12 protein-coding genes, 1 tRNA gene and 2 pseudogenes are annotated in these 16,848 nt (G+C 62.7%); 11 read left to right on the top strand and 4 right to left on the bottom strand.

The annotated features are described in order from the left end of the window. Positions 1-17: 17 nt before the first annotated feature. The gene (locus BPNPMPFG_RS27780) at positions 18-1,289 is read right to left on the bottom strand and encodes an extracellular solute-binding protein (RefSeq protein ID WP_258591778.1); all 1,272 of its coding nucleotides are present in this window, start codon (positions 1,287-1,289) and stop codon (positions 18-20) included. Between the two features lie 85 nt (positions 1,290-1,374). On the opposite strand from BPNPMPFG_RS27780, the gene BPNPMPFG_RS27775 reads away from it, so the two are divergent. The 4 genes from BPNPMPFG_RS27775 to BPNPMPFG_RS27760 all read left to right on the top strand — a co-directional run bounded on the left by BPNPMPFG_RS27775 (position 1,375) and on the right by BPNPMPFG_RS27760 (position 4,013). Further along, positions 1,375-2,268: a helix-turn-helix domain-containing protein gene (locus BPNPMPFG_RS27775; RefSeq protein ID WP_258591777.1), complete on the top strand. Its 894-nt coding sequence runs from the start codon at positions 1,375-1,377 to the stop codon at positions 2,266-2,268. A gap of 327 nt (positions 2,269-2,595) precedes the next feature. Next, positions 2,596-2,671: transfer RNA gene (locus BPNPMPFG_RS27770), tRNA-Phe, on the top strand. A gap of 184 nt (positions 2,672-2,855) precedes the next feature. After that, positions 2,856-3,296, top strand: a complete 441-nt coding sequence (locus BPNPMPFG_RS27765; RefSeq protein ID WP_258591776.1) for a hypothetical protein — start codon at positions 2,856-2,858, stop codon at positions 3,294-3,296. Between the two features lie 372 nt (positions 3,297-3,668). Then, positions 3,669-4,013: a hypothetical protein gene (locus tag BPNPMPFG_RS27760; RefSeq protein ID WP_258591775.1), complete on the top strand. Its 345-nt coding sequence runs from the start codon at positions 3,669-3,671 to the stop codon at positions 4,011-4,013. 31 nt (positions 4,014-4,044) lie between these two features. On the opposite strand, the pseudogene ggt reads toward BPNPMPFG_RS27760, so the two are convergent. The 3 genes and pseudogenes from ggt to BPNPMPFG_RS27745 all read right to left on the bottom strand — a co-directional run bounded on the left by ggt (position 4,045) and on the right by BPNPMPFG_RS27745 (position 9,452). Further along, positions 4,045-5,785: pseudogene (gene ggt / locus BPNPMPFG_RS27755) on the bottom strand (gamma-glutamyltransferase). Between the two features lie 103 nt (positions 5,786-5,888). Then, positions 5,889-7,181: an L-rhamnose catabolism isomerase gene (gene rhaI / locus BPNPMPFG_RS27750; RefSeq protein WP_258591774.1), complete on the bottom strand. Its 1,293-nt coding sequence runs from the start codon at positions 7,179-7,181 to the stop codon at positions 5,889-5,891. A gap of 168 nt (positions 7,182-7,349) precedes the next feature. Continuing rightward, the gene (locus tag BPNPMPFG_RS27745) at positions 7,350-9,452 is read right to left on the bottom strand and encodes a bifunctional rhamnulose-1-phosphate aldolase/short-chain dehydrogenase (RefSeq protein ID WP_258591773.1); all 2,103 of its coding nucleotides are present in this window, start codon (positions 9,450-9,452) and stop codon (positions 7,350-7,352) included. Between the two features lie 186 nt (positions 9,453-9,638). Here BPNPMPFG_RS27745 and BPNPMPFG_RS27740 point away from each other — a divergent pair, with 186 nt between their 5' ends. The 7 genes and pseudogenes from BPNPMPFG_RS27740 (at position 9,639) to BPNPMPFG_RS27710 (ending at position 16,826) form a co-directional block, all read left to right on the top strand. After that, positions 9,639-10,442, top strand: coding sequence for a DeoR/GlpR family DNA-binding transcription regulator (locus tag BPNPMPFG_RS27740; RefSeq protein WP_258591772.1), 804 nt, complete (start codon positions 9,639-9,641; stop codon positions 10,440-10,442). 55 nt (positions 10,443-10,497) lie between these two features. Further along, positions 10,498-11,493 carry a rhamnose ABC transporter substrate-binding protein gene (rhaS, locus tag BPNPMPFG_RS27735; protein ID WP_258591771.1) on the top strand — a complete coding sequence of 332 codons (996 nt, stop codon included), beginning with the start codon at positions 10,498-10,500 and terminating at the stop codon, positions 11,491-11,493. A 117-nt stretch (positions 11,494-11,610) separates the two neighbouring features. Next, entirely contained in the window at positions 11,611-13,167 is a 1,557-nt protein-coding gene (locus BPNPMPFG_RS27730; RefSeq protein WP_258591770.1) for a sugar ABC transporter ATP-binding protein, read from the top strand. Then, entirely contained in the window at positions 13,164-14,144 is a 981-nt protein-coding gene (locus BPNPMPFG_RS27725) for an ABC transporter permease (protein WP_258591769.1), read from the top strand. The genes BPNPMPFG_RS27730 and BPNPMPFG_RS27725 overlap by 4 nt, the downstream gene beginning before the upstream one ends. Next, a pseudogene (locus BPNPMPFG_RS27720) lies at positions 14,141-15,143 on the top strand (ABC transporter permease). Before BPNPMPFG_RS27725 ends, BPNPMPFG_RS27720 begins: the two are co-directional and overlap by 4 nt. Beyond that, complete coding sequence (gene rhaM, locus BPNPMPFG_RS27715; protein WP_258591768.1) at positions 15,136-15,453, top strand: L-rhamnose mutarotase; 318 nt, start codon at positions 15,136-15,138, stop codon at positions 15,451-15,453. Before BPNPMPFG_RS27720 ends, rhaM begins: the two are co-directional and overlap by 8 nt. Continuing rightward, positions 15,450-16,826 (top strand): FGGY-family carbohydrate kinase, encoded by a 1,377-nt coding sequence (locus BPNPMPFG_RS27710; protein ID WP_258591767.1) that lies wholly within the window; start codon positions 15,450-15,452, stop codon positions 16,824-16,826. Before rhaM ends, BPNPMPFG_RS27710 begins: the two co-directional genes overlap by 4 nt. The last annotated feature ends 22 nt before the right edge of the window (positions 16,827-16,848 follow it).

The following is a 16,848-nucleotide window of genomic DNA, read 5'->3' as shown; positions in this document are numbered from 1 at the left end:
ACCCGGTCCTTGAGAGGTCAGGACTTGACGGGCAATCCGGTCGCCGCGGCGATCTGGCTTGCGGCGTCGTCAAGCGCCGCCTTGGCGTCGGGATAGCCGCCGCCCAGATATTTGGTCTGCACCGCGCGGATGATGATTTCGGCATCGCTCTGGAACGGCGTGCCACGGGTGGGGACGACCTTGGGCAACGTGGCGAGGATATCCTTCCAGACGGCCTGGCCACCCCAGTAGGGCAAGGCTTGCGAGACGTAGGGGTCGTCGAGCGCCGACACCAGCGAGGGGACGAGGCCGAATTCCTTCAGCATCGTTATCTGGCCTTCGTTCGTCTCGAGCGTGTATTTCAGGTAGGCGTAAGCCGCTTCCTTGTTCTTGCTGGCCGAGGTGATGGCGAGCGAGGAGCCGCCGAGATTGGCGGCGCGCGGACCGTCTGCGGTCAGGCTCGGCATCAGATAGACGCCCCATTTGCCGTTTTCGCCGGCCGATTCGGTACGAACGGTGCCCTCGTACCAACCGCCATAGATCTGCGTGGCGACCGCGCCAGCGGTGTTGTTGGTGATCTTGGTGCCCCAGTCGGCGGAGGAGACGATGCCGGCGTCCTTCATCTCCTTGACCTTGGTCATGGCGTCGACGCATTTGGGCTGGTTGACCGTGATCGACTGGCCGTCATCGGCGAAATAAGCGCAGCCCTGTTCATTGGAGATCATGCGGAAGAATTCGGTGTCGCCGTTGAAATCGGCATTGGTCATAGAGACGCCCGGATTGGCTGCCTGGATCTTCTTGCCGGCGGCGATGAAATCGTCCCACGTCTTGATCGAGGCTGGATCGACGCCGGCCTTTTCGTAGAAATCACGGCGATAGAAGGCGGCAACCGGACCTGAATCCCACGGCATGGCATAGGCCTTGCCGCCGACTTCGAGTTCGGTGCGCTTGAAATCGGGAAACTTCGCCTGGTCCTGCGCGGTATAGCCCAGCGTATGCAGGTCGACGAAGCAGTCGGGGAACTGGCTCCAGTAGTTCTCGGCCTTGCCATTCTCGATCGAGACGATGTCCGGCAATCCTACGCCGCCAGCGGCGCAGCCGGCGATTGACTTGTCGAAGGTCGGCTGGTTGCCGAGATCCTGGACCGTCACCTTGACGTCGGGATGTTGCTTGTTGAAGCCGGCAATGGTCGCCTTCAGCGATGAAGCGGCGATGTTCCAGCTCCATATCGTGATTTCGCCGGATTGCGCGAAGGCCGGGGCAGAGCCCAGGGCGAGCGCGAGCGCGGCGCAGGTCATTGTGATGCGCATTGAAATCCTCCCATTTCATTTGCTCTCTCACTGTGAGCATGCCTAGACTAGGCAGTGGGCAGGGCCTGTCGCCGTCAAAGGGAATATGAAATTGGCGGAAAGTAAGATGCCGGAGCGGCCGTTTTACCAGCCTGGCGCCAGCAGCGTGGAAGGCCTGCCGCTCTTGCTGCAGATGTTTCACACCAATCCTCTGGTGATGCTCAAGCCGCATTGGCACGCCCAGGTCGAGGTGAATTTCATTGTCCGCGGCAGCGTGCATTACCGCATGAACGACCACGAGATTTCGCTTTCTGCCGGCGAGATGTGCCTGTTCTGGGGCGGCCTGCCGCACCAGATGGACGATTTGTCCGACGACGCCATCTATGCCGGCGCGCATCTGCCGCTGGTGCATTTCTTCCGCCTGCATCTGCCCACGGATATCCGGCACCGGCTGATGACCGGTGCAACGCTGGTGACCGGTGCCACCGACCAGTCCGACAACCATAATTTCGAGCGCTGGAACCGCTACGCCCGGTCCGGCGACCAGGCCAAGGCGGAACACGCCGTCAACGAATTGCTGCTGCGGCTGGAGCGAGTGCGGTTCGAACCTTACCGGCTCGTATCCGCAACCCCGATCGGCCAGGAAACCGGCAGCCCCTTCGATCCGCAGTCGTCACGCAATGTCGGGCGCATGTGCGATTTCATCGCCGAGAATTTCCTTTACGACATCGATTGCGTGAACATAGCGGCCGCCGCCGACATCCATCCCAAATACGCCATGAGCCTGTTCAAGAAATCAACCGGCATGACGCTCAACGAGTATGTGAACCTTTTGCGGCTGAGCTACGCGCAGGCGCTTTTGATGCATCAGGACGCCAATGTGCTGCGCGTCGCCATGGACTCTGGCTTCGGCTCGCTCAGCGCCTTCAACAAGTCGTTCCGCAAGCTGGCCGGCATGTCGCCCTCCGATTTTCGCAGAGGCCTGTCCGGAGCCAGATAGGCCGCGACGGCCAGGCGGGGCATGCCCGCCGCCGCGAACGCGTCGCCGCATCTCGATCGCCGGCTAAAAGACGGGTGACGGCATTGCGGCCCGCGATGGCAGCGCGGACAAGGACACCACCGGCCGAAACGGGACCACGCCGCGCGCCGTTCCGACCATCGCCGCGGCATCGGAACAGGGCCGTCGCATGGCGTCTCTTTTCCTGTCTGAAATCGCCATCTGGGCGCTGGACAGGCCGGATTCCCGTGCTATAACCCACGCGCTTTCAAGGGGCGCCGATGGCGCTTTCATGAGATCCGGTGGACGAGATTTCGTTTGCCGGAACAGGCCCAGATAGCTCAGTTGGTAGAGCAGCGGACTGAAAATCCGCGTGTCGGTGGTTCGAATCCGCCTCTGGGCACCATTTTCCAATTGAGTTCATCACCTTAGATCATAGCCGCCGGCTTGGCAGAAACCAGCCCCATCGCGCGCCGGCACGCATCGCCGGGTGAAACAGCTTTGCGCTCATTAGGCCACCAGCGGATTCGATTTGCTTGGTGATCCCTCATCCTTAGGGCAAACTGCCTGCCGGGGCGCCAGGAGGTGAAATGAGAGCACGCGCAGCAACGCTTGGGGATCTGGAGGATGTCTTTCGTGGTCTGTCGAAGCGGATGTCGGACGAATACGTCGCGGCCGGCAAGGACAGCAAGATCGCATACGACAATCTGATGATGAACCTGAAGGAAGGCCGCGCGCACGCGCTTGTCGAGGGCGACAAGGCCGTGGCGATCATCGCCTGGCACGAGAATAGCGACGCCGCCGACACGCTGTTTGCCGCACAGGAGGATTTCTTCCGTGGCGCGACCGTTCGCTTCTGCAAAAAACATATCAGACACATCCAGGCGCTCGCCGGCAACCTCCCCATTCACTCGCGCAGCTGGCTCCAGGGGCCCGACGTCGCAAGATGGTTTCACATCATCGGCTATGTCGAGCGGGGTCAGGAGAACGGCGCCACTCTGTTCGAACTGCCGCCTGCTCGCGTCGCTTAGGCGTCACGACATACAGACATGGCGAACCGGGGCTGGTTGGACATCCAATTCATCGGCGCGGGCGATTCGCCCCGTCACGCTCTGTGCGACGTCGCGTCCCACCGAAAATCGCAGTCGGTGGCCGAAACCACGCCCGGCATCATCTTTCCTCCACGAATACATTCCATGATAGGATGGTTCACGGCCGCCCTTCGGGCAGACGCACCCTGGATTGCCTGAGACCAAAGACGCCCGGGGCACGAATCAAAAAAGCCGACGGCAAGCCGCCGTCAAAAGATGGGTGAAGACCGTACCGAACGTCCTGAGGGTGGTGCGATCGGGTTGCGCTCGGCAAGGCTTGATGATTTGTTGCCGCCATACGGAGAACGAATAATGCGAGAGCCTGCCGGTCAAGACGAATATGGGTCGACCAATCCCTTCGATCCGGACGATCTGCCTACGTTGAACGCGATAGGTCCGAGCATGGGAAGCGGCAATGACTTCGAGAAGTATGCTGTTGCCGTGATCATTGTGTTCGGCGCGCTGATCATTGGCGGGCTGATGGCCGCATCGTTGACCTTCGGGCACCGCAATGGGTTCCTGTTTGCGCTTGGCGGCGCCACATCGGCCTGGATATCCGGAAACGCGCTGCTGCTCGACCGGCCACGCATCTACGCGATGTTCGTCGGCATCGCCGCGCTGATGCTGATCGCATCCACCGTGACGCTGATTTCATGACGGCCTTGGCTTTGAATTTTGAATTGGGACATCAATAGCCGAGCGCCTCGCCCGATGCGGCACGGCTGTCGATGGCGCCGTTGTAGCGCGCGCCGCCGCCCTTCCCGATCTCCGCCAGGCTCTTGCCACCGACGAGAATGCCTGCGGCCTGGCCCCAGGTCTGGTCACCAAGATCAAGGTGATAGCCCATGCCGGCCAGCAGTTTTTCAGTGTCGGGCGACAGGCCGAACGGCTCGACATAGACCGTGTCGGGCAGCCATTGGTGGTGGATGCGCGGCGCGTCGATCGCCTCCTGGATGTTCATGCCATGGTCGATGACGTTGACGATGGCCTCCAGCGTGATGGTGATGATGCGCGAACCGCCGGGGCTGCCAATGACCATGAACGGCTTGCCGTCCCTGGACACGATGGTCGGGCTCATCGACGACAGCGGCGTCTTCTTCGGCTGGATGGCGTTCGCCTCGCCCTGGACAAGGCCATAGAGGTTGGGCACGCCGGGCTTCTGGGTGAAATCGTCCATCTCGTTGTTGAGCAGGATGCCAGTGCCGTCGGCGACCACGCCGGCGCCGAACGAGCCGTTCAGCGTGTAGGTTACGGCGACCGCATTGCCGTCATTTGTCGATAATTGAATAGTGCGTCGTCTCCTTGCTCTCGCCAAAACCCTTCGGCATCAGGTCCTGCGACACGCCGGCCCGGAACGGATCGATCTTGTCGCGGATATCCTTGGCATAGGCCTTGTCCAGCAGTTTCGAGACCGGATTGTCGACGAAATCCGGGTCGCCGAGCGCCGAATTGCGGTCGACATAGGCATGGCGCATCGCCTCGACCATGACATGCACCGTTTCGGCGGAACCGGCGCCGAGATAGGACAGCGGATAGAATTCCAGCACGTTGAGGATTTCGCAGATGATGACGCCGCCGGAACTCGGCGGCGGCGAGGATGTGATCTCGTAGCCGCGATAGAGGCAGGTTACGGGCTTGAGTTCGCGGACCGCATATTGCTCGAAATCCGGCTTGGCCAGGATACCGCCCTTGGCGCTGCCCGCCTTGACGATGGCATCGGCGATGGCGCCCTTGTAGAAGGCATCCGGGCCTTTCTCGGAAATGGCGGCGAGCGAGGCGGCAAGGTCGGGCTGGATCAGGCGCTCGCCGATGCCGTAGGGCTTGCCATCCGGCTTCAGGAAGATGGCGGCAGCCGCGGGATCCTTCGCCAGCCTGCCGGCGCTGCCGGCAAAAGAGGCGGCATCGCCCTGATTGAGGACGAAGCCATCTTTGGCATAGCCGATCGCCGGCGCCATCAGATCCTGTCGGGACAAAGTGCCATATTTTTCGCGCGCCATCTCGAAACCAGCCACCGAGCCGGGTACGCCCACCGCGAGATAGCCGTCGAGGCTCGCGCCCTTCACGGGGTTGCCGTCCTTGTCGAGATACATGGTCTTGGTCGCCGCAAGCGGCGCGCGCTCGCGAAAGTCGAGGAAGGTCGATTTGCCGTCCTTGAAGCGGATTGTCATGAAGCCGCCGCCGCCGATATTTCCGGCATTGGGATAGACGACGGCCAGCGCATAGCCGACAGCGACCGCGGCATCGACCGCATTGCCACCCTTTTTCAAGACCTCGACGCCGACTTCCGAAGCCAGATGCTGGGCGGTGACCACCATGCCGTGTTCGCCCTTGGCTGGCGCGGGTGACGCGGCCAAGACGCTCGTCAACGGCGCCAGGACGAAGGTCAGGGAAAGACTGGCGGCGATCAGTGTCCGACGGGTGAGAGGCATCGCGGTTCTCCGGCGGGGGGACGCCTAGAAGACCCCGTCAGGGTCACCGAGTCCACCATCAATGGGTGGACCAGGCGGATCAATTCAGATGTCAGATCAGATGTCAGACGATGCCACCGCTCCCACCGGCAACCGCCGGGCGTTCCGCCGCGACCTTGGCGCGGTAGCCCGCCGCCCGGTAGGCGGCGACCGGATCGATGGCGCCGCCCGTCTTCAGCCGCGCCATGGCCAGGATCGGCTCGACATCGGTGCGGTAGGCCACTTTTAGCGTCTGTGTCGCCATCAGCGCGTCATTGCCGTCCTGATAGCCTTCCAGCGCCTTGCGGTCGACCAGGAGCGCCTGCGCGTAGGCGCGCTGCACCTCGACCGCCGACAGCATCAGGCTTTCGATCGGATCGGTGACATTGTGGCTCTGGTCGAGCATATGAGCCGGATCGAAACCCTCGGCGCCGGAAAGCTCGGCATCGACCAGTTCGTTGAAGACAAGGAACAGCCGGTAGGGATCGATCGAACCGGCATCGAGGTCGTCGTCGCCATATTTCGAATCGTTGAAATGGAAGCCGCCGAGTTTCTTGAACTGGATCAGCCTCGACACGATCATCTCGATGTTGACGTTGGGCGCATGGTGGCCGAGGTCGACGAGACAGAACGCCTTGTCGCCCAGCTCCTGCGCGATCATGTAGTTGGTGCCCCAATCCTGCACGACGGTGGAATAGAAGGCAGGCTCGTACATCTTGTGCTCGGTAAACAGCTTCCAGCCGTCCGGCAGCCCGGCATAGACTTGCCTCATGGCGTCGAGATAGCGCTCGAAGGCCCTGGCGAAATTGACTTGGCCGGGGAAGTTCGAACCGTCGCCGATCCACACCGTCAGCGCCTTGGAGCCCAGCGTCTTGCCGATCTCGATGCATTCGAGATTGTGCTCGATCGCTTGCCGGCGTGTGCCGGCGTCAGCATGCGACAGCGAGCCGAATTTGTAGGAGAGCTTCTGGTCCTTCGCATCGGAGAAGGTGTTGGAGTTCATGGCGTCGAAGCCAAGGCCGAAGCGCGAGGCCGCTTGCTTCAGCCGGTTCGGGTCGGCCTTGTCCCACGGAATGTGCAGCGAAACGGTCGGCGTCGCCTGCGTCAGCTGCTGGATGACGGCGCAGTCCTCGATCTTGTCGAAGATGTCGCGCGGCTCGCCGGCGCCGGGAAAGCGGGCAAAGCGCGTGCCGCCGGTGCCGACGCCCCAGGACGGGATGGCCACGGCGAATTTCTCGACCTTGTCGCGGATGGCGTCGATGGCGATGCCGCGGCGGTCGAGGCGCTCGCCGAGCGAGGCGTAGTCGCGCTCGAGGTTGGCTTTGCGCGCGGCATTGTCCCTGTCGACGAGGTCGGCGGAAATGATGGTTTCGGACACTGCTGTTTCCTCCCAAATACATTCGGTCGGCGCTGCCCCTCATCCGCCTGCCGGCACCTTCTCCCCGTATAGTGACGGGGAGAAGGGAAGCGCTCCGGCGCAGGCGACCCCCTCTCCCCGTTCTTACGGGGAGAGGGTAAGGGTGAGGGGCAGCGCTACCTTTGACAATTACCGCGTAAAACTCTGCGCGTTGCCTGCGTCGACATTGATGATGTTGCCGGTCGATTTGGCCGACATGTCGGAGGCGAAGAAATAGATGGCCTCGGCGATGTCCTCGGGAAACACCGAGCGCTTCAGCATCGAGCGCGAGCGGTAGTGCTCCTCGAGATCGTCGGTCGACATCTTGTAGGCGGCGGCGCGCTGTTCCTTCCACTCGCCGGTCCAGATCTTCGAGCCGCGCAGCACGGCGTCCGGATTGACGACATTGACCCTGATCTGCGCCTCCGCACCTTCCAGCGCCAGGCAGCGAGCGAGGTGGATCTCGGCGGCCTTGGCGGTGCAATAGGCGGCGGCGTTGGGCGAGGCGGCAAGGCCGTTCTTGGAGGCGACGAAGACGACGTTGCCGCCGATCTTCTGCACGCGGAACAGCCGGAACGCTTCCCGGGAAACCAGGAAATAGCCCGTGGACAGGATGTCCATGTTCTTGTTCCACAGCGCCAGCGTCGTTTCCTCGATCGGCGCCGAGGAGGCAAGGCCGGCATTCGACACCAGAATGTCGATACCGCCGAACTCGACCGCCGTCTCGGCGAAGCCTGAGATGACCTGGTCCTCCGAGGTGACGTTGATCAGCACCGGCCGGACGAAATCCTTGCCATAGGCCTTGGCCAACTCGTCATTGGCGCTGGCGAGCGCGGTTTCGTCGATATCGGCCAGCACGACGCAGGCGCCTTCGCGCAGCAGCCGGCTGGCGGTCGCGCGACCAATGCCACCGGCGCCACCGGTGACCAGCGCGATCTGGCCGGCAAGCGCCTTCGGCTTCGGCATGCGCTGCAGCTTCAGATCCTCGAGCAGCCAGTATTCGATATCGAAGGCTTCCTGTGCGGGCAGGCCGACATAGGACGACACGGTCGAGGCACCACGCATGACGTTGATGGCGTTGACGTAGAATTCGCCCGAAATGCGCGCCGTGGCCTTGTCGCCGGCGAAGGTGAACATGCCGACGCCGGGCATCAGGTAGACCACGGCATTGGGATCGCGGATGGCGGGGGAGTCCGCATGTTTGCAGCTGTCGTAATAGGCCTGGTAGCCAACACGATAAGCGGCAATGTCGTCGGCGAGGCGCCCAATGACGGCATCGACATCGGGCTTTGCCGGATCGAATTCGATGACCAGCGGCCGGATCTTGGTGCGCAGGAAATGGTCTGGGCAGGAGGTGCCAAGTGCCGCCAGCGGGCGCAAATCCCTCGAATTGACGAATTCGAGCACGGCGGGCTGATCGTCGAAATGGCCAAGTTTGTGGCTCTTTTCCGAGATCAACCCACGGATTTTCGGCATCAGCTTCGCCGCGATGGCGCGGCGTGCGGCGACGTCGAGCGACTTGACCGCTTCGCCGCCGAAGATGGCCACGCCTTCGGACCTTCGCTCGAACCATTCGATCGCCTGATTGATCACCGAGATCGTCGTCTCGTAGCACTCCTTCGGCGTATCACCCCAGGTGAACAGGCCGTGGCTCTCGAGAATGACGCCCTTCGCGTCGGGATGTTCGAGGCAGAATTTCTCCAGCCACAGGCCGAGTTCGAAGCCGGGGCGCTTCCATGGCAGCCAGCCGATGGCGTCGCCGAAGATCTCCTTGGTCAGCGCCTTGGAGTCCTTCGCGGCGGCGATGGCGATGATGGCGTCGGGATGCATGTGATCGACATAGGGCTTCGGCACGAAGGCGTGCAGCGGCGTGTCGATAGAGGCCGCGCGCGGATTGAGGTTGAAGGTGCAGTGCGGCAGGAAGCCGACCATCTCATCCTCATGCGCGAGGCCGCGATAAAGACCCTTCAGCGCGCGCAGCTTGTCCATGTAGAGCGTGGCGAAACCGTCTGTTTTAATCGAGGCACTGTCGCCGCCCGAGCCCTTGACCCAAAGCACTTCGACGCTTTCGCCGGTGAGCGGGTCTTTCTGCTGGATTTTCGAGGATGTGTTGCCGCCGCCATAGTTGGTGACGCGCTTGTCGGAGCCAAGCGTGTTCGAGCGATAGACCAGAAGTTCCGGCTCGCTCATCGCCTGAGCCTTGGCCTCGTCCCACAGATTGGCGAGGCGCGTGCCGGTGCGCTTGTCGAGCATAGGGTATCCTCCCGAAGGCCCGCAAACGGCGCGGCCCATTTGGCCCCGAATTTCCACGGAAGCATCCGACTTGTCAATCACAAACGATCAAGACCGATCATATTGCACTGCACAATGAAATTATATGATCGGAAATGATTGACACTGCGCGTTTTGGATGCCTAGATGCCCAGGCAGGGAGGAACCATGCACGAAAAAGAGCGCCATAGGATCATTCTGTCCGCCGTCCAGGAAAAGCCTGTGGTGACGGTGCAGGAGATGGTCGACCTGACGGAGTCCTCCGAGGCGACGATCCGGCGCGACATCGCGGCACTCCATGTCCAGAAGCGCCTGCGCCGTGTGCGCGGCGGCGCCGAGGCGATCTCGCCGCCGCAGTTCATCGGCCTCGCCGGCCGGCCCTTCTCCGTCAACGAAACCCTCAATGCTTCGCAGAAGCGGGCGATCGCCCGCGAAGCCGTTGAATTGTGTGGGGATGGCGAGCCGATCATCATCAATGGCGGCACCACCACCTTCCAGATGGTGCATTTCCTGACCGGCCGCCGCATGCCGATCTTCACCAATTCGTTCCCGATCGCCGAGCATCTGCTCAAGCACTCCAAGAACACGGTGATGCTGTCGGGCGGCACCATCTACCGCGAGCAGAACATCATCCTGTCGCCCTTCGACAATGACGTGACGCGCAATTTCTACGCGCGCCGCATGTTCATGGGCGCGCAGGGGCTGGGGCCGCTCGGGCTGATGGAAGGCGACCCACTGCTGATCCAGGCAGAGCAGAAGCTGATCGACCAGGCCGACGAGTTGGTGGTGCTGATCGATTCCTCGAAATTCCGCAAACGCTCCAGCCTGATCCTGTGCGGCCTGTCGCGCATCGCCACCGTCATCACCGATGACGGCATCGAGGATCGCGAAGCCAAAATGTTAGAGACCGCAGGCGTGACGCTGATCGTCGCCCGCAAGTCGGCAAAGGAAGAATCTTCACTGCAGGCCTGAGACCAACTCACACCCGCAGCGGCGATGGAATGCAACGCTCAAGGGAGGATATTCGATGAGCTTTTTGAAGAAATTGATGGTGACGGCGGCGTTCTCGGCCGCCATGTTCGTGAATGCGGCCTATGCCGAAAACGTCAAGATCGCGCTGGTGGTGAAGTCGCTCGGCAACGGCTTCTTCGATGCCGCCAACAAGGGCGCCGAAGAGGCGGCCAAGGAACTCGGCGACGTCGACATCATCTACACCGGCCCGACCAAGGCGACCGCCGAGGCGCAGATCGAAGTGGTCAATTCGCTGATCGCCCAGAAGGTCAACGCCATCGCCATTTCGGCCAATGACGCCGACGCGCTAGTGCCGGTGCTGAAGAAGGCCATGGAGCGCGGTATCACTGTCATCTCCTGGGATTCGGGCGTCGCCAAGGAAGGCCGCCAGCTTCACCTCAACCCGTCCGACACCGGCCTGATCGGCGAGACCATCATCAAGCTTGCCGCCGACTATCTGCCGGAAGGCGGCGACGTCGCCATCCTGTCGGCGTCCTCGACCGCGACCAACCAGAACGCCTGGATCGACGCGGCCAAGAAAATCCTGCCGAAGAAGTTCCCCAAGATCAAACTCGTCGCCACCGTCTACGGCGATGACGACTCGGCCAAGAGCACGGACGAAGCCAAGGGTCTCTTGAAGTCCTACCCGAACCTCAAGGCGATCATCGCGCCGACCACCGTCGGCGTCGTTGCCGCCGCCCAGGTCGTCACCGACGAGAAGCTGATCGGCAAGGTCAATGTCACCGGTCTCGCGCTGCCGTCCGAGTTCAAGAAGTTCATCGACAACGGCGCTTCGCAAGCCGTTGCGCTTTGGAACCCGATCGACCTCGGCTACTCCGCCGTCTACCTCGCCCATGATCTGGCGGTGAAGAAGGAAAAAGCCAAGCCCGGCGCCACGCTGTCGATCGGCCGCGTCGGCAAGGTCACGCTCGACGACACCAACTCGGCTGCGATGGCTCCGCCCTTCCAGTTCGACAAGAGCAACATCGAGAAGTTCTCCAAGATCTATTGATCTGGGACGCTCGCACGACCCTCCCCCTTGTGGAGAGGGTCGGCGAGGCGGCTTCGCGAAGCGATGCAGGCGAGACGGGGTGGGGATGGCGACATCTCCATGTGCCAGGACCTTGATATGCTAGTAGACCCCCACCCCGCTCACCTTGTTCGCGACCCTCCCCACAAGGGGGAGGGTAAAGCAGCCCCACGCCTGGCGCTGTCGGGCATATCCAAGAGCTTTCCCGGCGTGCGCGCGCTGCACGATGTCAGCCTGTCGCTCTATCCGGGCCAGGTGACGGCACTGATCGGCGAGAACGGTGCCGGCAAGTCGACGCTGGTCAAGATCATGACCGGCATCTACCAGCCCGATGCGGGCACGATCAGCATCGACGGCCAGGCCGTAACCCTGCCTAGCGCACACGCCGCCTTCGGGCATGGCGTCACGGCCATCCATCAGGAAACCGTGCTGTTCGACGACCTGAGCGTGGCCGAAAACATCTTTCTCGGCCACGCGCCGCGCACGCGCTTTGGCACCATCGACTGGCGCACGATGCGCAAAAACGCGCGCGAAGTGCTCGACACCATGCATGCCGGCCATATCGACGCCGACGCAAGGTTGAAGGACCTCGGCATCGCCAACAAGCATCTCGTCGCCGTCGCCCGCGCCATGTCGATCGACGCGCAGATCGTCATCATGGACGAGCCGACCGCTGCTCTTTCGATGAAGGAGATCGAGGAGCTTTTCCTGCTCATCGAGTTCCTCAAGAACGAAGGCAAGGCGATCCTGTTCATCAGCCACAAGTTCGACGAGATCTACCGCATCGCCGACCGCTACACGGTGTTCCGCGACGGCGAGATGGTCGGTGAAGGCCTGATCAGGGATGCCGGCCAGAGCCAGATCGTGCGCATGATGGTCGGCCGCTCGGTCGATCACATCTTTCCGCAACGCAAGGCCGAGATCGGCGCGCCGGTGCTCTCCGTGTCCGGCCTGTCGCACCCCACCGAATTCAACGATATCGGCTTCGAACTGCACAAGGGCGAGATCCTCGGCTTCTACGGCCTTGTCGGCGCCGGGCGCAGCGAGGTCATGCAAGCGATTTCAGGCATCACCCGCACGTCGGGCGGCACGATCACGCTGGAAGGCAAGACGATCGCGCCGAAATCGGCGGCGGATTCGATCGAGGCCGGCATCGTCTACGTGCCGGAGGAGCGCGGCAAGCAAGGCGTGGTGATCGGCCTGCCGATCTTCCAGAACGTCTCGCTGCCCTCGCTCCAGCACACCTCGAAATCCGGCCTGTTGCGACTGGCGGAAGAATTTTCGCTCGCCCGCTCCTACACCGAGCGGCTCGATCTGCGCGCTTCCTCGCTCAGCCAGGATGTCGGCACCCTGTCGGGCGGCAACCAGCAGAAGATCGTCATCGCCAAATGGCTGGCGACCGCGCCCAAGGTGATCATCCTCGACGAGCCGACCAAGGGCATCGACATCGGCTCCAAGGCCGCAGTGCACGGCTTCATGGCCGAGCTGGTGGCGCAAGGCCTGTCGGTGATCATGGTGTCTTCGGAACTGCCCGAGATCCTCGGCATGTCCGACCGCGTCGTCGTCATGCGCGAAGGTCTTGTCGCGGCGGTCTACGACAACAACGGCCTCGACGCCGAAACGCTGGTCAGGACGGCAGCGGGGATCGCGGCATGAAAGCTCTTTTCAAATACCGCGAAATCTGGCTGCTCGCGGCCATTGTCGTATTGATCGGGTTGATCTCGACACGCTTTCCGGCCTTCGCCGACCCGGGCAATCTGCGTCAGGTGTTCAACGACACCTCGATCCTGATGATCCTGGCGCTGGGCCAGATGGTCGTCATCCTGACCCGGTCGATCGACCTGTCGATGGCGTCCAATCTCTGCTTCACCGGCATGGTGGTGGCGATGCTGAACGCCGCGCACCCGGCGATCCCGATCCCGCTGCTGATCGTCATCGCACTGGCCGTTGGGCTGGTGCTCGGCGCCATCAACGGCCTTTTGGTCTGGCGGCTGAACATCCCCTCGATCGTGGTGACGCTGGGCACGCTGACCATCTACCGCGGCGCCACCTTCGTCCTGTCCGGCGGCGCCTGGGTCAATGCCGACAAGATGAGCCCGGACTTCATCGGCTTTCAGCGCACGGCCTTGCTCGGCATTCCGGTGCTGTCCTGGATCGCCATCCTGGTCATCGCGCTGTTCTTCGTCCTGATGACGCGCACCGCGCTCGGCCGATCGATCTATGCCATCGGCGTCAACCCGACGGCCTCGGTCTATGCCGGCATCGATGTCGGGCGGACGAAATTCATTGTCTTCTGCATCTCCGGCATGATCGGCGGGCTGTCCGGCTACCTCTGGATCTCGCGCTATGTGATCGCCTCGGTCGAGGTCGCCAACGGCTATGAGCTCAACATCATCGCCGCCTGCGTCATCGGCGGCATCTCGATCGCCGGCGGCATCGGCTCGGTCGGCGGCGCGGTGCTCGGCGCGCTGTTCCTCGGCATCATTTCTAACGCCCTGCCGGTCATCAACATCTCGCCCTTCTGGCAGATGGCGATTTCGGGCAGCGCCATCATCCTCGCCGTCGTGCTCAACGCGCGCGGCGAACGCCAGCAGGGCCGCATTATCCTGCGAAAAATGGAGGCGGTGACATGACCGACGTCCCTGCCCCGCGCCACATTCCCGACCGGCTCGATAAGCCGCTAAGGTCAGCGATCTTTTCCTGGGAAGCGCTGCTGGTCGTGGTGGCCGTCGCCATCTTCGCCATCAACAGCTTTGCCTCGCCCTATTTCCTCGACCCCTATTCGCTGTCCGATCTCACCTTCAACTTCACCGAGAAGGGCCTGATCGCCTTTGCCATGGCGCTGCTGATCATTTCCGGCGAGATCGACCTGTCGGTGGCCGCCATCGTCGCGCTGGCGTCGACGATGATGGGCATGGCGGTGCAGGCCGGCGCCGGCACACCTGTGCTGGTGCTGATCGGCACTGTCGTCGGGCTCGGCTGTGGCGCCTTCAACGGGCTGCTGGTGACAAGACTTGGCCTGCCTTCCATCGTCGTCACCATCGGCACGATGAGCCTTTTTCGCGGCATCGCCTTCATCATCCTCGGCGACCAGGCCTACAAGGGCTATCCTGAAAGTTTTTGCCTTCTTCGGCCAGGGTTACGTCTGGTGGGTGGTGTCCTTCGAGCTGGTGCTGTTTCTCATCGCGGCCGTCGTCTACTGGTTCGTGCTGCACCGCACGAGCTTCGGCCGCCGCGTTTTTGCCATCGGCAACAATCCGGTCGCGGCGCAGTTTTCCGGCGTGCGCGTCGGCCGCACCAAGTTCATCCTGTTTTGCCTGACCGGGCTGATGTCGGGCATCGCCTCGGTGCTGATCACCTCGCGGCTCGGCTCGACACGGCCGTCGATCGCGCAGGGCTATGAGCTGGAAGTCATCACTATGGTGGTGCTTGGCGGCGTCAGCATCCTCGGCGGCGCCGGCAGCATTTTGGGCGTCGTGCTCGCCGCCTTCATCATGGGGCTGGTCACCTTCGGGCTTGGCCTGCTCAACGTGCCCGGCATCGTCATGTCGATCTTCATCGGCCTGCTGCTGATCATCGTTATCGCGCTGCCGATCGTCTGGCGGCGGCTGCGCGGAGGACGATATGCCTGAGAAATACGCGTTCAAGATGAAGCTCATGCCGGGCATGAAGGCCGAATACAAGAAGCGCCACGACGAGATCTGGCCATCGCTGGTAGCGCTCCTGCAGCAGGCCGGCGTTTCCGACTACTCGATCCATCTTGACGAGGAGACCGGCATCTTGTTCGGCGTGCTGTGGCGACGAGACGAGCACGGCATGGACGAATTGCCGAAGCATCCGGTGATGCAGCGCTGGTGGGCCCACATGGCGGACATCATGGAGACCAGGCCGGACAATCAGCCGGTGGCCGTGGCGCTGGAAACCGTGTTCCATATGGCATGAGCGCGATCCGCCATATCGCCGTCATCGACATCGGCAAGACCAACGCCAAGGTGGCATTGGTTGACCTCGCCACGCTGACAGAAGGGGCGCTGCGCCGCATGGCGAATGCACCGGTCCGGCAGGCGCCCTACCCGCATCACGATGTCGAGGCGCTGTGGACGTTCATCCTCGACAGCCTTGCCGATCTCAACCGCGAACAGCGCATCGACGCCATTTCGATCACCACGCATGGCGCGACCGGTGCGCTGGTCGACGCCGCGGGCGAGTTGGTGCTGCCGGTGCTCGACTATGAGTTCGATGGCCCCGACAGGCTGGCGGCGGACTACGACGCGATCCGCCCGCCCTTCGCCGAGACCGGCACGCCACGGCTGCCGCTCGGCCTCAATCTCGGCGCGCAATTCTTCTGGCAGCAAAAGCGTTTCCCAGCGGAATTCGCCAAGGCCGCCGCGATGCTGATGTATCCGCAATACTGGGCACTGCGCCTGACAGGCGTCGCCGCGAATGAGGTGACCTCGCTCGGCTGCCACACCGATTTGTGGAACCCCTGGAAAGCCGATTTCTCGTCACTGGTCGATCGCCTGGATTGGCGCGACCTGATGGCGCCGGTACGGCCGGCAAGGGATCGGCTCGGCCCAATCCTGCCGGCGCTTGCGGCACGAACCGGGCTCGATCCGCAAACACCGGTGTTCTGCGGCCTGCACGATTCCAACGCTTCGCTGCTGCCGCATCTCCTGTCCGACAGGCCGCCCTTCTCCGTGGTCTCGACCGGCACCTGGGTGGTGTCGATGGCGGTCGGCGGCAAACAGGTCGTGCTGGATGCGGCGCGCGATACGCTGGTCAATGTCAGCGCGCTGGGCGACCCCGTTCCCTCCGCGCGCTTCATGGGCGGGCGTGAATTTTCCCTGCTGACCGAAGGCCAGCCAGACAACTGGACCGAAGATGATGTCGGCACTGTGCTGGCGCGAAAGACATTGCTGCTGCCTTCGACCCAGCAAGGGTCGGGGCCGTTCCTGCATCATGCCGCGACATGGCTCAACGCGGACGGCATCAACAACACTCAGCGCTTTGCCGCCATCTCGTTTTACCTGGCGCTGATGACGGCGACCTGCCTCGAGCTGATCGGCGCCGACGGCCCGACCACCGTCGAAGGTCCCTTTGCCCGCAACCGGCTGTTTGTCGGCATGCTGGCGTCAAGCACGGCACGCAGCGTCATCGCATCCGAGGCCGCCACCGGCACCAGCATCGGCGCCGCGCTGCTGGCGACGGACCAGGCAACTGCTCATGGCAAGGGCAAAAGGCTGGAGCCACCGACCGACCCGGTCTGGGCCGGCTACGTCAGCGCATGGCGCGCGGCGGTCGAAGCGCAGGGATAGGTCTGTCCGACACGACGGCTAA

Origin of the sequence: Mesorhizobium sp. AR07, from assembly GCF_024746815.1 — a bacterium.
Taxonomy (GTDB): Bacteria; Pseudomonadota; Alphaproteobacteria; order Rhizobiales; family Rhizobiaceae; genus Mesorhizobium.
This window is presented reverse-complemented; position numbering and strand designations above follow the sequence as displayed.

Coding starts and splice junctions, on each gene's coding strand:
- BPNPMPFG_RS27780 (WP_258591778.1), bottom strand. CDS start 1,289: ATGCGCATCACAATGACCTGCGCCGCGCTCGCGCTCGCCCTGGGCTCT.
- BPNPMPFG_RS27775 (WP_258591777.1), top strand. CDS start 1,375: ATGAAATTGGCGGAAAGTAAGATGCCGGAGCGGCCGTTTTACCAGCCT.
- BPNPMPFG_RS27765 (WP_258591776.1), top strand. CDS start 2,856: ATGAGAGCACGCGCAGCAACGCTTGGGGATCTGGAGGATGTCTTTCGT.
- BPNPMPFG_RS27760 (WP_258591775.1), top strand. CDS start 3,669: ATGCGAGAGCCTGCCGGTCAAGACGAATATGGGTCGACCAATCCCTTC.
- BPNPMPFG_RS27745 (WP_258591773.1), bottom strand. CDS start 9,452: ATGCTCGACAAGCGCACCGGCACGCGCCTCGCCAATCTGTGGGACGAG.
- BPNPMPFG_RS27740 (WP_258591772.1), top strand. CDS start 9,639: ATGCACGAAAAAGAGCGCCATAGGATCATTCTGTCCGCCGTCCAGGAA.
- rhaS (WP_258591771.1), top strand. CDS start 10,498: ATGAGCTTTTTGAAGAAATTGATGGTGACGGCGGCGTTCTCGGCCGCC.
- BPNPMPFG_RS27730 (WP_258591770.1), top strand. CDS start 11,611: ATGCTAGTAGACCCCCACCCCGCTCACCTTGTTCGCGACCCTCCCCAC.
- BPNPMPFG_RS27725 (WP_258591769.1), top strand. CDS start 13,164: ATGAAAGCTCTTTTCAAATACCGCGAAATCTGGCTGCTCGCGGCCATT.
- rhaM (WP_258591768.1), top strand. CDS start 15,136: ATGCCTGAGAAATACGCGTTCAAGATGAAGCTCATGCCGGGCATGAAG.
- BPNPMPFG_RS27710 (WP_258591767.1), top strand. CDS start 15,450: ATGAGCGCGATCCGCCATATCGCCGTCATCGACATCGGCAAGACCAAC.